Raw genomic sequence first — 18,071 nt, 5'->3', positions numbered from 1 at the left:
GTCTTTACAGAATGTATGCTAAAGTTTCTCAACTACTGGTTTTTATTAAATTCGCAAAGTTTAAATAATTATGGCAGATCAATCAGATTTTCTCTCAAATCTCTCTGATTTTCTTTATCCTCGCAGTTGCTATTATGGTCAATTCAAACCAGAATACCTAGTGTTTAACGCGAGTCTACAAGAATTTGCTCAAAGAGTCAGCTACATTAGTAATCTGCAAACTAACGGTAAACTTTCCCCAGAAGAAGCTTATCAGCAAATCAAGACTTTGTGGAAACAATTAAAACGTGCCAAAAAACAACTAGAAATTACCAAAGAGGCACTTGGTAGCAATAATCCTCAACAATAGTCAATCATTTTTAATAAAAAGCTTTTTGTTCCTCGGCGCTAACTTCTGCGTTAAAACTAATAGCACTCGGCTTTATATCAATTCGCAATTCACAATTCGCAATTCGCAATGACGCGACGCTCGTTCCTCGCTAACGCAATTAAAAAACTTAGATTTAGCAAGGATTTTAGAGTTTACATCTGTATCAGATTTTTTGTGAAATGGGATTACTCCAACGGCAAAACATCATGGAAATTGTTGTAGTCGATGTAACGATGTCCATTGGAGGTGTGATGCAGGATATCGACAAATCGATGATTCCATAAAATATCGTTAGCACCGTAACTATGACGTGCATGAACAACTTGTGCGACTGTTTCATCAATGCCTGTTAAAGAGATCATCAACATACTATTGGTTTGATTTAAAGAATCTGGTGTCACCCCATATAAAGGGCTAGATTCATCAATGATGTGCATAACTGACCAACTTAAAGCGAAGCCAGGGGTTTGCTGTCGGACAAGTTTGAGGTCATAAATGCGGCGCATAAACTCACCTTCGGCGGTAATTTCATCACGCATCAGATAAACCCGCATCTGCGCTTCTACAATGAAATTACGTCGCTGGTTGGCGGTGCGAAACATAAGAGTTGGCGCTTGTTCATAGGGAACAATCACCGCCACACGGCTAAAAATGACACGGGCTGTTGGCCGAGAAAACCGGGCAAAGGCCAACCCCGTCATCATGGCAATTCCCATGACACCTGCGATCGCTTCAATCGTCACAATAATATTGGCATAGTTTGTCTTGGGATACATTGCCCCATAACCAATAGATGCCAGAGTTTGCACACTAAAGAAAAAAACATCTAAAAAAGAACCGGGACGGGCATTAGCAATGCAATCTCCGCCCAATAAATACGCCAAAGCAAATAGGGTATTAATAGCTACGTAAACAACAAAAATTACTAGTACAAATCCAGACCAGGGAATTGTCAAGAGTAAATGGTAGGGATCGCGCCAGTAAGAATGCCAGACACCTAAACCCTTAATCTCGATATTACCATTGTGGTACTTGAGGTGGACAATGGGTTGTGAACGTTGTCGTTGCTGGCGTGCAGGTTTTTTAAATTGAAATTTCATTGGTGTAGCTAAAATAACGGCAAATCATTATGATCACTAGAGTTACAAGCCCCTGTTTTCTGATACAGTGCAGTGGCTAAGTAATACTGGGCGCTGTGACACTGCCAATGAACCGAAATTTCTGGATTACCGCTTTAGTTGCCTTTATTAATTCCCTCAGTCTGACAATTTTAATTCCTATTATCTATCTTTATGGCAAACAATTTGGCTTGAGTGATTTTCAGACCAGTTTGTTATTTTCGATTTATTCAATATCTCAGTTTTTTGCTACCCCAGTCATTGGTAAATTATCCGATCGCTTTGGACGTAAACCTTTATTAATCATTAGTTTGGCGGGGACTGTGATTGCTAATGCGATCGCAGGTACAGCAACCACCGCAACTTGGCTATTCTTCGCCCGATTTCTGGATGGGATTACGGGCGGAAATGCTTCGGTGGCCCAGGCGATTATTTCTGATGTCACCACACCGGAAAACCGCGCCAAAGCCTTTGGCATTAACGGTGCCGCCTTTGGTTTAGGCTTTGTGTTGGGGCCAGTTACGAGTTTGCTGGCGCAGCAATTTTCTCTGGGGGCAGCATTTTTAGTTTCTGGTGCGATCGCATTTTTAGCACTATTAATTACTATTTTCTTTTTGCCAGAAACACTACAAACCAAAGCAGCGAAAGCAAATAATCTTTTTGACCTCGGCTTAGGTAATTTAATTCGCGGTTTAGCAATCCCAAAAATAGGTATCTTGCTAATTATTAATTTTTTTATTGGGACAACTTTTACAATTTTTACCTATGCCTTTCAACCTTACTTTATTCAGGTTTTAGGACAAAATAGCCAATCTTTGACACTCGTGTTCATCTTATTTGGGGCGCTGGGTACAATTATGCAAACTTGGGGAGTGTCAATTCTCAGCCGCAAATTTAATATTGTGAGTATATTATTTTTGGCTTTATTTATCCGCAGTTTATCATTTATCATCATGCCAATTTGGCACAATATTATTTATTTTGTCGTAGTTAGTATTGTCTATTCACTATTTAACTCTTTAGTTCAACCCATGATTAATACGTTGATTTCCCTCAACGCCAAATCTCAAGAACAAGGTACAGCAATGGGTTTGAACGCTTCTTATTTAAGCATTTCCAACGGCGTTGGGCCTGTGATTGCAGGTATGCTCATCAATCAATCTTATCCCCAAACCTATAGCTATCCCTTGTATTTAGCTGGTACTCTTACCTTTCTGGTTTTATGTTTCGCTGTCTTGACGCGGAAAAACTATACACCTTCAGAAATAAGGGTGTAGGGGTATGAGGTTGAAGGGGTGTATATATTCCAAACCCTTACACCCCTTCACCCTTACACCCACTCTCCACAGATAATCCTTGTCCTTGTGCGTCAGTTCTATTCTTACACCCCATTCTCTACTCCCAATTCCCCACTCCCCAAATCTATAACAGTAATATCCAACTGTGGGTCATAGGTTTGTACAACGGGTTTTCGGGTTCTGTAAGGAATTTCTTCGATCGCTAAATTATCGTTATCGAGGTCATCGTAAATTAGCTGCAAATGTTTTTCGCCCAGATGATGAATGATTTTACCACTGTATTTACTGGCATCTGCGCCTAAACCTTGGATGCGAATTAAACCATTAAATACGGTCGCCCTGGCTAAATAAATTACTGGGTCATCGCGGAAGGGGACATTGACGGTAGTGGTAGCGGTGAGATGCGCCATACCTCTTTCATCCATTTCTTTGCCTAAAGCAATGGCTGTTTTTTCCAGTCCGCGAATAGCGACGATCGCAGCTGCCACAGCCATTGTAATATCTGTACCATCGTCAGCTAAAATCTGCTGGGATGAAAGAAACTCGTAATTTTCTTCGCCGATGTCACGGCGTAGGCGTTGATGGACGATGTTGCGGGAATTGAAATGTGTCAGTGCGCCGACAATTGCCCCACAAGCCGCACGGGGTTCACGCCACAAAGATTCTTGGGTTTTGCCGTAGATTAATTGTTCGCCTAAATCTAAACGTCCGACATGGGTTTTTAAATCGAGGGCGGCGAGAATAAAAGATTGAGAATTACCTGCATAAATTTGGCTGCGCCAAGTTTCATCTAATTGATGGGCGATGGTGACATGGGCTAAGGTTGCACCATCATCAGTCCCGCCACCGGTGGGGAAAAACGTCTCTGTTTTTAACTCGCCAATTTCTGATAAAGTGGCAAACCGGGAAGCAACCACATCACGATAAGTTCTGGTAGACTCGCCTTGGTGAATGCGATCGCCACAGTTAGTATATGCCAAAGTTGTGACAACACTCGGTAAACTCAAATCGGCCGCACAAGCTTTTAAATCCGAAATACTCGCCCCAGCAAATTGTAATTCATCCCGGAGTATTTGCAGACCATTCACCAGAGTATAGCGATCGCTGACAATTTCATTTAAGTAGATGTTTTTTGCACTATCCTCTTGTCCAAATCTGGCGGATAGTTCCCAAAACTTGTCAATTCTGGCACTCGCTAAAGATGGATCAAACGCTGAAGACATAAGTATTTGGCGGTAATAACGGAGTAAATAATAGGACAAGGGGCGCTGACTGGGAGTAGAGGTGTAATTTCAACCTGCCACTGTATAAAATTTATGATGAATTTCGGCTTTTGGCTTACATATAAACAATTTATGCGGAATTTTGATCCCAAACTTGTAGAGATTTTGTATACAACTTCTCTACAATCACTGGGGTTTATTTTTATCGCAGAAGGCAGCCCCGATAAAACCAGTTTTATGCTTGGCGATGAAAGTGGTATTAGTATTTTTACTCAGCACTCAGCACTTTCAAGTCAGCTAGATAAAAAATAAAGCAAAAGACAAAAGGCAAGTGATTTTACCTTTTATCTTTTGCTACATAGCTAACCTTTGTCGTCGGGAGAAACTCTTAACCCACATCATCGTGAGCAAAACGATTGAACAGGAAGTCTAAGGCATAGTTACGCAGCTTGTAATATTGTGGATCTTCCATGATGCGGGCGCGATCGCGGGGACGAGAAAAGGGAATTTCCATGACTTCGCCAATTTTGGCATGAGGGCCATTAGTCATCATCACTAACTTATCTGCTAAAAACAACGCTTCATCGATGTCATGGGTAATCATCAACACTGTGCAGCGATTATCGTTCCAAATTTTCAGCAGTTCTTCTTGTAATTCTTCTTTGGTAATTGCATCTAACGCCCCGAAAGGTTCATCTAAAATTAGCACTTTCGGACGAATTGCCAAAGCCCGCGCGATCGAAACGCGCTGTCTCATCCCGCCAGACATTTGCATCGGCTTTTTGTCCATTGCGTCAGCTAGTCCCACCATTGCCAAATGGTCGCGGACAATTGCCCTTTTCTCTGCTTCCATTTTGTTGGGGTAAACTGCATTCACCGCTAAGTAAATATTTTCAAATGCAGTCCGCCAAGGTAACAGGGCGTAGTTTTGAAACACAACCATCCGGTCTGGGCCTGGCTTGGTGATGGGTTGACCTTCGAGTAACACTTGCCCAGATGTGGGGAAATTGAAACCAGAAACCATATTCAGCAGTGTAGATTTGCCACAACCAGAGTGACCAATCACACAAATAAATTCACCTTGGTTCACCTGGAGGTTAACACCATCCAGTACAGTGAAAGGGCCTTTCTTGGTGGGGTAAACTTTGCTAACGTCTCTGATTTCAAGGAAGCATCTGCTATTGTCGCTCAGAGTTGGTAATGGTCTTCTGGAAGTGCCGGTGACGGTAGACAAATTGCGGTTTTGCATGGTGGTGGGTGAAGGGTGAAGAAATTTAGATTTGTGTGGGTTAAGATTTTTTCTAAACCAAAGAGGCAAAAGACTAGGGCGGGTTTTCCTAGTATTCATTTAGCTGCTTAATTTTTTAGATCCCCCCAACCTGCCTTAAAAAGGGGGGCTAAGAGTCTCTCAAATTCCCCCTTAAGAAGGGGGATTTAGGGGGATCGCAGAGTTGAAAAACAGTCCCTAGGATATTAAGCGGTGCGTTAATGGAGTTCCGAGGCTCATTAAAAGAGTTCTAAGGTTCATTAATGAAGCTCTAAGGTTCATTAAAGGAGTTCTGAGGCTCATTAAAGGAGTTCCAAGGTTCATTAATGAAGCTCAAAGGTTTATTAATTAAGTTCTGAGGTTTATTAATGAAGCCCAAAGGCTCATTAAAGGAGTTTCGAGGTTCATTAATGAGGCTCAAAGGTTCATTAATGAAGTTCCAACGCTCAATTGTCAGTTACGCAACTCTTCTCATGGGTGAATCTAGGATGACTTCAGCGATGGAAAAGTCGCGTTTAATGGGTAAGCTATTGAGGTAGGCGATGGGGTCATCAGCATTAAAGGGAGTACCATCAAATAATTGAATAGGTTGGCGAGTGTAGCTGATATCTAAACCTAATTCTCTGGCGGCGGTACTGAAAACGCGCACCCGACAAACTCGTTCTACAACTTCTACCCAATTTCTGGGGAAGGGAGTATCACCCCAACGCGCCAACTGAGTCATAATCCAAATTTGTTCTGTACGACTGGGGCGGTTAATAGCCGACTCAGAGTAAAACTGGTGATGGGCGTAGTCACGCAGGGGGTGGTCTAGGTCACAAGTCAGGTTATTCGGGTCTTCTAACTGGATGTACTCTAAATCAGTGCTGACGTAATCTCTCCCCGCTACAATTCTTCTGACTTCTTCGGTGTTTTGGGGATCTGCACAGTATTGGCAGGCTTCTAACAACGCTTTAGTTAAGGCAATATGGGTGTTAGGATACATTTCTGCCCAATCTTCCCGCACACCGAGAACTTTACCGGGGTGTCCTAACCAAACTTCTAAGTCTGTGGCGATGGTAAAGCCGACATTTTCGACGGCGGCGCGATAATTCCAAGGTTCGCCCACGCAGTAACCGTCAATACTCTTGTTTTGTAGGTCAGCCACCATCTGGGCGGGTGGAATAATGTGCATATCCACATCTGTATCTGGGTCAATACCACCAGCCGCCAACCAATAACGTAGCAGCATATTGTGCATCGAGGCGGGATGGACTACGCCCATTGTGTGGCGTTGTTCGCGGGTGCGGAGTAAGTAATTTTTGAAGTCTGATAAGGTGCGGACACCTTCATCATAAAAGCGTTTGGCTAGGGTGATGGCGTTACCGTTGCGGGTCATGGTGAGGGCGGTAACTACAGGGAGGGGTTGGTTTTTATTCCCGCCCAAGCTTAACCACATCGGCATCCCGGAAGGCATTTGGGCTGCGTCCAAGTAACCGCCAGAGATACCATCCACGATACCCCGCCAGCTAGTTTCCCGGACTAAGTTAACTTCATCTAAACCATGCTTGGCAAAGAAACCTTTTTCTTTGGCGACAGCAAGGGGGGCGCAGGCGGTGAGGGGGAGAAAGCCAATTTCTAAGTTAACTTTTTCTAAACCGTGGCGAGAAATGGCCGCTGTTTTCCGCGCCCGCAGTTTCTTAATCCGTTTTTGCTGGTTGAGGAAGTAAATCATCTCACTCCGCAAGCTGTAGTAGCTGGGGTGTTCCACAACTTCCATGCGTTTGCGGGGACGGGGGATATCTACTTCGAGGATGTCGCCAATTTTCGATTCAGGGCCATTGGTCAACATCACAATTCTGTCAGACAACAGCACTGCTTCATCTACATCATGAGTCACCATGACCGCAGTAACTTCATTTTCTTCGCAGATTTGCATTAACTGTTCTTGTAAGTTACCCCGTGTTAAGGCATCTAACGCACCGAAGGGTTCATCTAACAGTAATAGTTTAGGACGAATTGCCAAAGCGCGAGCGATCGCTACCCGTTGCTTTTGTCCACCCGATAACATTCCTGGTGGTTTCTCGGCGTGGGGACGCAAACCCACCATATCTATATGTTTCTCGACAATTGCCTTACGTTCCGCCGCAGGCATTCCCTTCATGACGGAATCTACTGCCAAGGCAATATTTTCTCTCACAGTCCGCCAAGGCAACAGGGAATAATTTTGGAATACCACCATCCGGTCTGGCCCTGGCTTGGTGACTCTTTGTCCTTGCAGCGTCACCACACCTTCAGTCGGCAAATCCAAACCCGCAATCATATTTAATAATGTGGATTTACCGCAACCAGAGTGACCAATCAAAGAAACAAATTCACCTTTTTTAATTTGCAAGTCAATACCTTTTAACGCAATATATTGACCGCCGCCACTTAAATTAAATACCTTATCAATTTGATCAACAGCAACGAATACTGACATGGCTTTAAAGTATGAAGTATGAAGTATGAAGTGTGAAGTTTGAAATAGGGAGTTGGGAGTTGGGAGTGGAAGAGATAGGAGAAATATAAATTATTCTTTCCTCCTGCCTCCTGCCCTCTGCCTCCTTACTTTTGTTCTGCTGGTAAAATCAGGTTTTGCAACCAAGCCATGAACTTGTCGAGTAATAAACCAACGACACCGATATAAACCAGAGCCAAAATTACTTCACTCACATCGTTATTTTGGTAAGCATCCCAGATAAAGAAACCGATACCGACGATACCAGACATAACGATTTCTGCCGCGATAATCGCTAACCAAGCCAAACCAATCGCAATTCTTAAGCCAGTGAAGATGTAAGGTAAAGCAGCGGGAATCAAAATGTTGAAGAAGTATTCTTTGCGGCTGAGTTGCAAAACTTTAGCAACGTTGTTGTAGTCTTGAGGAATTTGAGTTACACCCACCGCAGTGTTAATTAAGATTGGCCAAATTGCGGTGATGAAAATTACAAATAATGCTGCTGGTTCGTTTTGGCGCAATGCTGCTAAGGAAATGGGAACCCAAGCCAAAGGCGGTACAGTCCGCAATAGTTGAAACAATGGGTCTAACGCTTTGGACATGGTTTTATTCACACCAATCAAAATGCCCAAGCCAATACCAACCACCGCAGCTAATGTGTAACTAATAGCCACCCGCTGCAAACTAGCCCAAATTTGCCAGAATAGACCTTTATCAATACCGCCTCTGTCATAGAAAGGCCAGAAAATGAGTACCCAAGTATCTTGTACCACTTGAATTGGCCCTGGCAATGTAGCACCAGGAAGCCAAGCAAATAATTGCCACAGTCCGAGGAATATTGCGATCGCGATTGCTGGCGGTATAATCTCAGGAAATTGTTTTTGTAACTTCGAGATAAAACTGTTATCTAACCTTGGGGTAGCTGGTCTTTTCTGTGCAAGTGTCATAAATTTTGTTTCCCTTAAATGAATAATGAACCGCAGATAAACTTGAAAGTTACTCTTCTTTATTACTCAGCACTCAGCATGGGCTAATACCATTTCTTTGTAAAGCTGCGCCAAACTCTCTCTTATTCCTCTCTTTGTGTACTTTGCGTACTTTGCGGTTCGTTTCTTATTAAACGCAACTTCATGCAGAATTTAGTACTAACAGCACTCAGCACTTTTAAACACTCACTTTTTTAACCTTGAGACTCTTGAGATATGCTTCGGGATTTTCAGGATCAAACTTCACCCCATCAAAAAATTCTTCTACGCCGCGAGATGTGCTTGAGGGAATATCCGCCGCCGCGATACCTGCTTCTTTTGCTGCTTCTTTCCAAATATCTTCGCGGTTAACTTTATTAATCAGTTCTTTAGCCTTCGCTGCATTATTGGCAATGTAATCTTTAGGCAAAAATCCCCAGCGAACGTTTTCAGTGATGAACCACAAATCATGACTCTTGTAGGGATAAGAAACACTACCTTTTCCGTCTTTCCAGTAATAAGCAGCCATTGATTTATCGTCAATTTTGCGACCATCACCCATGTCATATTTACCTTGGTATGGTTCAGCCAAAATATCAGGAGAAGGTAAGTTAAAATAATTTCTCCCAGCGAGAATTGCGGCGGCTTCTTTGCGGTTGTCAAAATTATCCAACCACTGTTGCGCCTCCATAATGCCTTTTAAAATTGCTTTGGTGGCTTTGGGATTTTTATCAACCCAGTCAGCCCGAATTGCCAAATATTCTTCTGGGTGATTCTTCCAAATCTCTGCGGTTAACGCCGCCATGAAACCGATTTTATCTCTGACAATGCGATAAGGCCAGGGGTCGCCAGTGCTGAACGCATCCATTGTCCCGGTTTTCATGTTGGCAACAGTTTGCGCCGCAGGTACGGTGAGGAGTTTGACATCTGCATCTGGGTCTAAACCACCAGCAGCTAACCAATACCGAATCCACAAATCTTGGTTAACGTGCGGGAAGGTGAATGCAGCGGTGAAAGGTGTAGAAGATTTGAGTTCTTTGAATAAAGCCTTAGCATTAGCAACTTCCAGGCTAATTTTACCAGCGTGTTTACTGGCGAGAGCAATCCCATTTCCATGTGTAATTAGCTGCGCCAACACATACATCGGGATTTTTTGATTACCCTTAGTAATTAAACCTTCGGTAATTAAATGTGGCATGGGCATTTGCCATTGTCCACCGTCAATCCCACCACCCGCAGAACCAATTTCTACGTTATCCCGTGCAGAACCCCAAGAAGCTTGTTTAGAAAGGTCAACTTTGGTCATCCCGTACTTCGCAAAAAAGCCTTTCTCTTTGGCAATAATTAAAGGTGCTGCCTCAACAATTGGGACATATCCTAACTTGACTGTATCAGTTTCCGGTGCTTGTTCTGGGCTGATATTCGCTACAGTTTGAGCAGTAGGCGCAGACTGAGAACTTCCACCAGTCAGGCTATCTGGGGGATTTCCTAAACAGCCTTTCAAAAATACAGCACTTGCAGAAGCTCCAGCTGTTAATATGAACTTACGGCGAGAAACTTGGTTGAAAAAATCTGACATATATATCTCCTCAAAGGTGAATTTAAATTTTTTTTAGGCATGAAAATTAGCGCAAGTCGAACATAATTTCGCTTGTGGTGATTACAAAATAATTTTGAGCCATATTCAAACTGATTACCTCAAGCCAATTACTGCCCATAAAAAGCTGAGATAACTAATGCGGAAGAATTACTGTGTCTTCAATTCTTTGTTTAGGGATCACTTAATTCGTTGAAACTTAGTTTACAGGTTTTAACGTCAAATTGGTTAACTTCCGAACCATAATTCTTAAATAAATATTAGATTGATCATATAAGTAAAAATTTATCATGGGGGGCAAAGTCAACGAATAATGGCAATATATCGGGGGTTACTGATGGTAACAATTAACTTTATATAATGATTACGGTAGAGAAACTTAATTTATGCCATAAATCATCAATAATTACTTATGCGTACTATTGTCTAAAACATATATTTTGTCTGCAAAATAAGATTTACTTGAAATAATTGATAATTACTGATGCTAATGATTACTTTCAGCCTATAGATAATCAAAAAAAGCACAGATGTCAAAATCACCAAAGCAAATATTCACGCCGCTACCAGTTTATAAATTCACTATCCCAAATTGGCAACCATATACACAAAAAGCTACCAACGTCAATTTAGAAACTTTGACAGTTGCCAGCTTTAACGTCCTTTGTGACCTCTACGAAAAAGATAAAATCGCCACAGAAAAAAGATTACCAGCAATTATTGAGGAGTTACGTCAATGTAACACCGATATAATCGCCATCCAAGAAGCGACACCAACTTTACTAGAGTTACTTTTATCGCAAGCTTGGGTACGCAGTTACTACATTTCGGAATCCAGCACAGCCGCAACAGTGCGACCTTACGGTAATTTATTGTTATCGCGTCTGCCTTTTACACTGGTTGAGCATCAATTTTTGGGACGCAAGCGGGTATTGGTCGGCAGTTGTGAAATTAATGGTCAATTATTGCATATTGCAGTTGTGCATTTAACAAGCGATCGCTCTCAAAATGCACTAGAAAAACGCCAACATCAGCTAACTACCATAGTTGCATATCTCCAAACCCTACCAGGAAATAGCTTGATAGTTGGTGACTTCAATACACGCGGTAACGAACAAGAAGACATAATAACAAATGCTGGATATATCGATATCTGGCAAACACTCAACCCCCATACACCAGGTTACACATTTAACCCCCAACACAATGCCTTAGCAGCGTTGATGAGTTTACAGGGAATACCAGTTAGGCTTGATCGCATTTTACTGCGGAGTCAAAACCATAACTGGCAACCGCAGTCAATTGACTTGTTCGCTTGTGAAGCAATTGCAGGTACAGCAGAGAAAATCTATCCATCCGATCATTTTGGTCTGCGTGCAGTTCTCAAAGCAACGAGTTGAAGAAGAATTCAGAAGTCAGAATGCAGTCTGTGGGCTAAAAAGACCCGCAACTGATTGAATACAAGCAAATTTTAAATTTGGTAAGGGTCTTAAACCAGTTGATTTATCCACCAGTCGTACAGAATTCAATTCTGAATTTGGGCTTCCTGACTCCTGAATTCTGTTTGATCACACCCTCTGCTGATGTCAGAGATAGGATGAAAGTGCTAAGTGCTGAGTTGAAAGTGCTGAGTCATTACAGTACTCGCTCTTTCACACTTGCCTATGAAATGCAGTCCATCAGTAAATCATAGATAGTGCTGAATTACACCCATAGAAATTTTAAATTTTAAACATACACACTAGCCTTTATGTTCATCATACTAATAGTGCATATATCCTGAATAGATAACTTGATGTATAGGAAATTCACCTGATATCTGAACATTTGCTGAGTTGAAAGAGTAGTGATTTGGCAAAACTTGTGATGGTTTTTGATAATTCAATAAGGCTCTACCAAGGTCTCCATCTAATTTGCCAACCTTAACAAAACTTCATCTATGCTTCTTAAAGATAGATTTATGCAAGTTTTTTCATAATCAAAGCTTCACATAAATTTCGGTAGATTTAGCAAGCCGAGAACCAAAAACTACAAGTTAGAAATAATGTAGCAATCTTGCGTTTATCCAGTTTGAGAAGATAAATTCCCATGACAACAAAACTATTTCAAACTCTAGCAGCAGCGACCACCTTGGCAGGTATCGTAGCCACCGCAGGCGCAGCAAACGCAGCTTCTCTTTCTTACACTGGCTCCACAAACTTTAAGAAGACCAATATCACCAATGAAGCTATCAGTGTTCAGAAGTTTGATGCTGCTCTTGGTACATTGAAAGGAGTAACATTACAATTTACTAGCGACATTCAGGGTACTATTGGTTATGAGAATTTAGACGAAGATTCTCCCACAGACATCACTGTTACTCTTGGTAGTAATTCTAGCCTCAAATTAGGGAATGATTCTTTATTCAACATCAATCCTAAAACATCCCAAACATTCCAAAATGTTCCTGTGTTTGATGGTACGATTGACTTCTTAGCGCCCTCTGGCAATACCCTTAAAGGGCTAAATGCTACCGAATCAGGCTTGAAAACTATTACCGATGGCCAAATGTTACAGTCTTTCATTGGTACTGGCGACCTAAGCTTCTTATTCTCCGCTATGGCTACCTCAAATGTTACTGGTTCTGGTAACGTTGCAAGCAAGATCAGTACATTTGCTAAAGGAACTGTTTCCGTTACTTATGACTACGACCCAGCATCTGTACCCGAACCCTCTGCTGCAATTGGTATTGGCTTAGTAGCAGGAATTGGTTTAATGTCCCAACGCAGAAAAAATTGGCTCAAAGCGTCTAACTAATTGGTAGAAATAGGTGAGTCTTCTTACCTGATTCAATTGACTAATATCAATTAATCACCAAAAAGCACATTGCATTAATGACACAGTTGTGCATCTGTTAGACCGTTTTCATGTCGATCATTACTGTCAGAATCATCTTTTATTTAACTGTGGAAAACCTAGACTGAAAGTCTGGGTTTTTTATTTTGGTTGATAAGTTGTTGTATGTTCCAGGAATTTAGATGTGTTGTAGCTTAATTATTTTGACTGAATCAGATTGAGCCAATGCCTGTTAACCTCATACTGGAGTTCACAGGTTAAAAATTTATGTATATGGCATCACCCGAAAATCAAGCTCTACCTACACAAAACATTAAGTTACTAGTTTTAGATATCGATGGCACGATCGCAGGTAAATCCAATTCTTTAAGCAAACCTGTCAAGCAAGCGATCGCAGCGGCTCAAGCCAAAGGTATTCATGTTGCAATTGCTACTGGACGGATGTATCGCTCTGCTTTACGTTTTCATCAAGAAATACGCTCTAACCTGCCATTAGCAGCTTATCAAGGAGCTTGGATTCAAGACCCAAGCAATCAGAAAATCCACTATCACTTACCTGTAGCCAGAGAAATCGCATACCAACTACTAGACTATTTTGAACAACCCCAGTGGCGATTGCTTCTTTCTATTCACTTTTACATTAATGATCAACTGTATGTCCGGGAGTTAACTAGAGAAACTAAAATTTACGCACAACGTTCAGGAATTACTCCCGTTGCTGTGGGTGATTTACGCAAAATTTTAATTGAATATGAACCAACAAAAATTTTAGCTTTGTGTGATGACACAGAAGCAATTAGCCAATTATTAGGAAATTTGCGTCGCCAATATACACCCGCCGAACTTTACCTCACAACGTCTGTAGCTACTTTTTTTGAAGCCACCAATCCTGCTGTTAATAAAGGTGCGGCTGTACGTTATTTTGCTGAAGAACTTCTCGGCTTACAAAGAAACAACGTTATGGCTATTGGTGATAACTTTAATGATGTAGAAATGTTGGAATATGCTGGTATTGGTGTAGCGATGGGCGATGCACCCCCAGAAGTACAAGCGATCGCTCAGTGGATTGCTCCTAGTGTAGAGAAAGATGGAGTTGCGATCGCCATCCAAAAATTTTTACTTTCTTAAAGAAGCAAACTGTTTAAACTTTTTTACATTATGAAATCAGAAAGAGCGCCGACGACTGGCCGTGTTTCGTCTCGGCGCTCTTGCTGGTTCGCTCCTCACACAACTGCAAGTATAGTCGAACTACTTTAATGAGTCAATAGCTATGATAAAAACCGTTATATTTCCCTCAGAAACAATACTGATGAATAAACTATGGTTTCATAGCTGCCACAAAGCAGCAACTCCTAGTTTTTCTACTAGTAAATATCTCAGCAAATGCTGGGTCAATATTACTAAACCCAAACGAGCTTGAGCTAATTCTAGTGAATGAATTTTTACATCACCCCAAATGCGACACTGACACCAAAATTTTTCCCATACCTGACTCAACTTCAAAGCGGTTTTTTGCCAGTGAATTGCATCAGCAATCTCCGAATATACCAAGTCGTCAACTACTTGCACTAACTCAGCCAGTAAATCCATATCTGTGGAATGATGCAGCCAAAGTTGGTTGTCATGATTCAACCAAGGTATTGGTTGTTGAAATACTGGTTGCCATAATGTTGTGCTTGTATGTGGTAAAGGTTCCCGCAGTTTAATTAATCCCTCACGATGACCTAGCAAGATTAATGAACAACATCTTGCATAAGCGTATTGAATAGCAAATATATGGGATGGGTTGTGATTTTTAAATTTGGGAGTTGTGTTTTCTGTTCCCATCTTTCCAGGTTGTTCGCTGCACCCCATCACCCAGCTTTGTAGCCAACTTGCCAAATAGGTTGATTTCAATTCAAAATAAATCCAACCAGGTGGAACAATTTTAACCATAAATACGTCGCCACTGGTCGCCAATAATCTAGGGCCAAGAGTATTAGCTATTTCCATAGCACTACAATTATGAGATTTTGCTAACTGCTGCGCCACTCCTGAGATATACAATATTTTTTTTATTATCTCTATCTTTATATAGATGATTTTTTTTTTAATTCTTTGAGTTGTGTTTTTTCAGCCCAGGTAAAATCACTGAGTATTTTGAGTAACAAAGCTTCTATTAACTGCCTAATTGACGAATAACTGCTTGTTATTAACCAATAATCCACAGAATCTGATAAGAACAGCTTTTGATTATTTCTCCAACAGTGGCTTGTCATCTTCCTTGAGATATAAGTTTTATCTATATAAAGAAAAATGAGAAGAGCATAAAATTTAATAAATATTCTATGAATAGTAAGTAAACTTTACTACCATCATTGTACAGTAAGAAGTATAACAAAAGAGTAGGCGCTAAATTGCTCTCTACTCTTTGGATGGCTGGCGCTGTTAGGCGTTAAGCCTACCCGTCACACAAAGACACTCCTTGCACCTTGTTTTATGACGTCTTTGTCTTCAGCCGAACGCTCTTTGTTACCTATGCAATCTCCATCCTCCTTTTCTGAGGCATCACGCCCCTTTTTGACTTGGCAACGTATTCTTGATTGGGCTCAAGAACACTATCGTTGCCGCACCTTTAGCAAAGATGAGCGCATTCCAGCTAGACCTGGTTTGCTGTATTTGGTGCAAAGAGGTGCGATCCGTATGGTAGGTACCGCTCAAGTGAGTGCTACTGCCAGTCAGTTAACATCTCGACGCATTAACAGAACTCCAGAAGAAGCCTTCTTGGGTTTTGTGGGAGCAGGACAACCATTTGAAATTGTGGCTCAGTCACCGTTCACCCTCCAGGCATACGCCCATGTTGATCAAACTGCGGTGCTGTGGATGTACTGGCATGATTTAGACAACTGGCCTCACTTCCGGCGCGAGGTTATGGATGCCTTTAGGTATCAGCATCAGCGTAAATTGTTGTGGCTGAGTGCCTTGGGTCAGCGGCGCACAATTGACCGCCTCTTAGGATTCCTCACCTTGTTAATTGAGGAATATGGCGAACCCGCAATGAGCGAAACTGATCCCGATGTGATTCGTGGCTATTGTTTGCCTTTCCCGCTTACTCATGCCCAAATTGGTAGTGCGATCGGCTCTACTCGTGTAACTGTGACCCGCTTAATGGGCAAATTGCGTCAAAGAGGTTTAATCCTCACTCAAGGAGATAATCTCATTTGCTTGCCAGCAGAGTCGATTAATAGAGCAAGCTAAGACGCTATCAGAGTTCCTGTAACGGCATCTATCAGAACTTGACCCCGATCTGTCATCAGTAAGCTGGCGCAGCAACACCTCCTTACTGTTGTGTTTGACCAATCTGTTTGACCACCACAAACAGATTGTGCGTAATCGGGTATTTTCTGGATAAAAAAGCCTGTGTGTGAAGTTTTTTCTTGTACAAGATATTCACCAGGTAAAAATCATAGTTCTTGCTAGAGGACTGGTTGATGATTTTGTTTGCCTGTCAATAACAGGAACTAAGTTGAATAATCAAGATAATGCTTGTTTAAGGCAAAAGTGTAGTAGATTCCATCCATAAAGATCAGCCAAATTTTGATCAAGTTTGGGTGATCTGAACACAATTCAAAATTAGAGTCGAAAGTATTGATTACCCAAGACTTTTTCAGTGCCATTGTCTGTCTTGTTGTTATCAGTGGTGCAGTGAAAATACGGTTAATTAATTCACACATTGGAGCCTAACCTTAGGCTCCAATTGTCATTTTTACCTGTTTAGATAGCCAGTCTTGATTAGCGAAGTCTGACAAATCCAGCTTTAGCAATTAATTCTTGCCCTTGATCTGTCAGCAACAAGTTAGCGTAAGCTTCACCTGCTTGCTGATCGCTTTGTCCATTTTGTTTAACAATGACAAATAAGCGTCGGGTGATAGGATATTCGCCAGTTTGAAATGCTTCTGTATTCAGTTGATTACGCTGTTGCGGACATTTATCTAAGGAAATATAAGGTTTTTTGTAAGGTTCCACAAGTTTGTCTGGCTGTTTACCTAGGGGTAAGGCTTTGATGCTGCACTGTCCGATTACCTCTGGTGCTGAAGCATAGTAAATTGCACCAGGGTTTTTGGCTACTTCTTTTAAGGCGTTAGTGGTAGTGTCGATAAATTGGACATTGCTACCAAATTTTTCTCCACCTAGCACGTTTTCATCAAAAAATTCGATGGTGCCACTATCTTCTGGACGACGAGAATATGGTGTGATGGGTAATTTTGGCCCACCTAACTGTTCCCAATTATTAACTTTACCTGTGTAGATGTCTTTTAGCTGGGTGAGAGTTAACCCAGGAAGGTTGAGGTTCGGGTGAACTGCGATCGCAATTCCATCAATTGCTACTGGAACTGCTTTGAGTGTAAATCCCAATTTTTTCGCCTGTTCGTTTTCTTCTGGCTTCAAAGCACGAGAAGACTGAGAAAATGCTAACTGATTACCCAGCAGCATCTTAATTCCCGTCCCTGAACCGGGTGCAGCTTCTATCGGCTCGGTGTAACGTAGTTGAAATTTCGGCCAGACAATGGCCACGGCTGAATCTACCTGCTGGCGAATCGGAGCCCAAGTAGTGCTACCCCCATAACTAAATAAACCCGTCGGGACATCAGTTATTTGCGAGAAGGTATCAGTATTTGGTGTCTCTACCTTTGTCCTATTGAGATAACTGGCTTTGATGCCATAGCTGTGAGAAAACCACCACAACAAACCACCTACTAGTCCCAAGGTGATTGCTAGTGTTAGAACCAAAACTTTAGTTTCGTTAGTTCTATGTTGTTGTGTCATAGTTGGTGGTGTAGTTTTCTTACCCTGAAAGTAATTTCTCATTTTATGGGTAACTGTAGGTTAAAGTTTGATTAAACTCTAATTACCTAGTTGCAATTTTATTAGTACGAAAT

At 41.7% G+C, this 18,071-nt stretch carries 15 protein-coding genes; 7 read left to right on the top strand and 8 right to left on the bottom strand.

Going from position 1 to position 18,071, the window contains the following annotated elements; genetic code table 11:
- Nucleotides 1-70: 70 nt before the first annotated feature.
- Complete coding sequence (locus ACX27_RS05450) at nucleotides 71-349, top strand: DUF7219 family protein (protein ID WP_062289428.1); 279 nt, start codon at nucleotides 71-73, stop codon at nucleotides 347-349.
- 206 nt (nucleotides 350-555) lie between these two features.
- Here ACX27_RS05450 and ACX27_RS05445 read toward each other — a convergent pair whose 3' ends face one another.
- Nucleotides 556-1,470 (bottom strand): ion channel, encoded by a 915-nt coding sequence (locus tag ACX27_RS05445; RefSeq protein WP_062289424.1) that lies wholly within the window; start codon nucleotides 1,468-1,470, stop codon nucleotides 556-558.
- Between the two features lie 107 nt (nucleotides 1,471-1,577).
- Here ACX27_RS05445 and ACX27_RS05440 point away from each other — a divergent pair, with 107 nt between their 5' ends.
- Complete coding sequence (locus ACX27_RS05440; protein ID WP_062289422.1) at nucleotides 1,578-2,765, top strand: MFS transporter; 1,188 nt, start codon at nucleotides 1,578-1,580, stop codon at nucleotides 2,763-2,765.
- A gap of 104 nt (nucleotides 2,766-2,869) precedes the next feature.
- On the opposite strand, the gene ACX27_RS05435 is transcribed toward ACX27_RS05440, so the two are convergent.
- Nucleotides 2,870-4,009: a hypothetical protein gene (locus ACX27_RS05435; RefSeq protein ID WP_062289419.1), complete on the bottom strand. Its 1,140-nt coding sequence runs from the start codon at nucleotides 4,007-4,009 to the stop codon at nucleotides 2,870-2,872.
- Nucleotides 4,010-4,141: 132 nt separating this feature from the next.
- On the opposite strand from ACX27_RS05435, the gene ACX27_RS05430 reads away from it, so the two are divergent.
- Nucleotides 4,142-4,321 carry a hypothetical protein gene (locus ACX27_RS05430; RefSeq protein ID WP_144427406.1) on the top strand — a complete coding sequence of 60 codons (180 nt, stop codon included), beginning with the start codon at nucleotides 4,142-4,144 and terminating at the stop codon, nucleotides 4,319-4,321.
- A 76-nt stretch (nucleotides 4,322-4,397) separates the two neighbouring features.
- On the opposite strand, the gene ACX27_RS05425 is transcribed toward ACX27_RS05430, so the two are convergent.
- The 4 genes from ACX27_RS05425 to ACX27_RS05410 all read right to left on the bottom strand — a co-directional run bounded on the left by ACX27_RS05425 (nucleotide 4,398) and on the right by ACX27_RS05410 (nucleotide 10,299).
- Complete coding sequence (locus ACX27_RS05425; protein ID WP_062289413.1) at nucleotides 4,398-5,258, bottom strand: nitrate ABC transporter ATP-binding protein; 861 nt, start codon at nucleotides 5,256-5,258, stop codon at nucleotides 4,398-4,400.
- Nucleotides 5,259-5,733: 475 nt separating this feature from the next.
- Nucleotides 5,734-7,737 (bottom strand): ABC transporter ATP-binding/substrate-binding protein, encoded by a 2,004-nt coding sequence (locus ACX27_RS05420; RefSeq protein ID WP_062289410.1) that lies wholly within the window; start codon nucleotides 7,735-7,737, stop codon nucleotides 5,734-5,736.
- A gap of 125 nt (nucleotides 7,738-7,862) precedes the next feature.
- Nucleotides 7,863-8,702 (bottom strand): nitrate ABC transporter permease, encoded by an 840-nt coding sequence (ntrB, locus tag ACX27_RS05415; protein WP_062289407.1) that lies wholly within the window; start codon nucleotides 8,700-8,702, stop codon nucleotides 7,863-7,865.
- A gap of 217 nt (nucleotides 8,703-8,919) precedes the next feature.
- Nucleotides 8,920-10,299, bottom strand: coding sequence for a CmpA/NrtA family ABC transporter substrate-binding protein (locus ACX27_RS05410; protein ID WP_062289404.1), 1,380 nt, complete (start codon nucleotides 10,297-10,299; stop codon nucleotides 8,920-8,922).
- A gap of 548 nt (nucleotides 10,300-10,847) precedes the next feature.
- Here ACX27_RS05410 and ACX27_RS05405 point away from each other — a divergent pair.
- The 3 genes from ACX27_RS05405 (at nucleotide 10,848) to ACX27_RS05395 (ending at nucleotide 14,280) form a co-directional block, all read left to right on the top strand.
- Entirely contained in the window at nucleotides 10,848-11,717 is an 870-nt protein-coding gene (locus ACX27_RS05405) for an endonuclease/exonuclease/phosphatase family protein (protein WP_062289402.1), read from the top strand.
- 688 nt (nucleotides 11,718-12,405) lie between these two features.
- A complete protein-coding gene (locus ACX27_RS05400; RefSeq protein WP_062289399.1) occupies nucleotides 12,406-13,113 on the top strand; it encodes a choice-of-anchor E domain-containing protein in 708 nt (235 codons plus the stop codon).
- 306 nt (nucleotides 13,114-13,419) lie between these two features.
- Nucleotides 13,420-14,280 carry a Cof-type HAD-IIB family hydrolase gene (locus tag ACX27_RS05395; protein ID WP_062289396.1) on the top strand — a complete coding sequence of 287 codons (861 nt, stop codon included), beginning with the start codon at nucleotides 13,420-13,422 and terminating at the stop codon, nucleotides 14,278-14,280.
- A gap of 198 nt (nucleotides 14,281-14,478) precedes the next feature.
- Here the strand turns inward: ACX27_RS05395 and ACX27_RS05390 are convergent, their stop codons facing one another.
- Nucleotides 14,479-15,144: a DALR anticodon-binding domain-containing protein gene (locus ACX27_RS05390; RefSeq protein ID WP_144427405.1), complete on the bottom strand. Its 666-nt coding sequence runs from the start codon at nucleotides 15,142-15,144 to the stop codon at nucleotides 14,479-14,481.
- A gap of 486 nt (nucleotides 15,145-15,630) precedes the next feature.
- Between ACX27_RS05390 and ACX27_RS05380 the strand changes: the two genes are divergently transcribed.
- Nucleotides 15,631-16,389 (top strand): Crp/Fnr family transcriptional regulator, encoded by a 759-nt coding sequence (locus tag ACX27_RS05380; protein ID WP_017654928.1) that lies wholly within the window; start codon nucleotides 15,631-15,633, stop codon nucleotides 16,387-16,389.
- 534 nt (nucleotides 16,390-16,923) lie between these two features.
- Here the strand turns inward: ACX27_RS05380 and ACX27_RS05370 are convergent.
- Nucleotides 16,924-17,958 carry a PstS family phosphate ABC transporter substrate-binding protein gene (locus tag ACX27_RS05370; RefSeq protein WP_062298166.1) on the bottom strand — a complete coding sequence of 345 codons (1,035 nt, stop codon included), beginning with the start codon at nucleotides 17,956-17,958 and terminating at the stop codon, nucleotides 16,924-16,926.
- Between the last annotated feature and the right edge of the window lie 113 nt (nucleotides 17,959-18,071).

It is taken from the genome of Nostoc piscinale CENA21 (assembly GCF_001298445.1).
Lineage (GTDB): Bacteria > Cyanobacteriota > Cyanobacteriia > Cyanobacteriales > Nostocaceae > Nostoc_B > Nostoc_B piscinale_A.
Note: the sequence above shows the minus strand (reverse complement) of the source record. Positions and strands in the feature narration are given on the sequence as shown.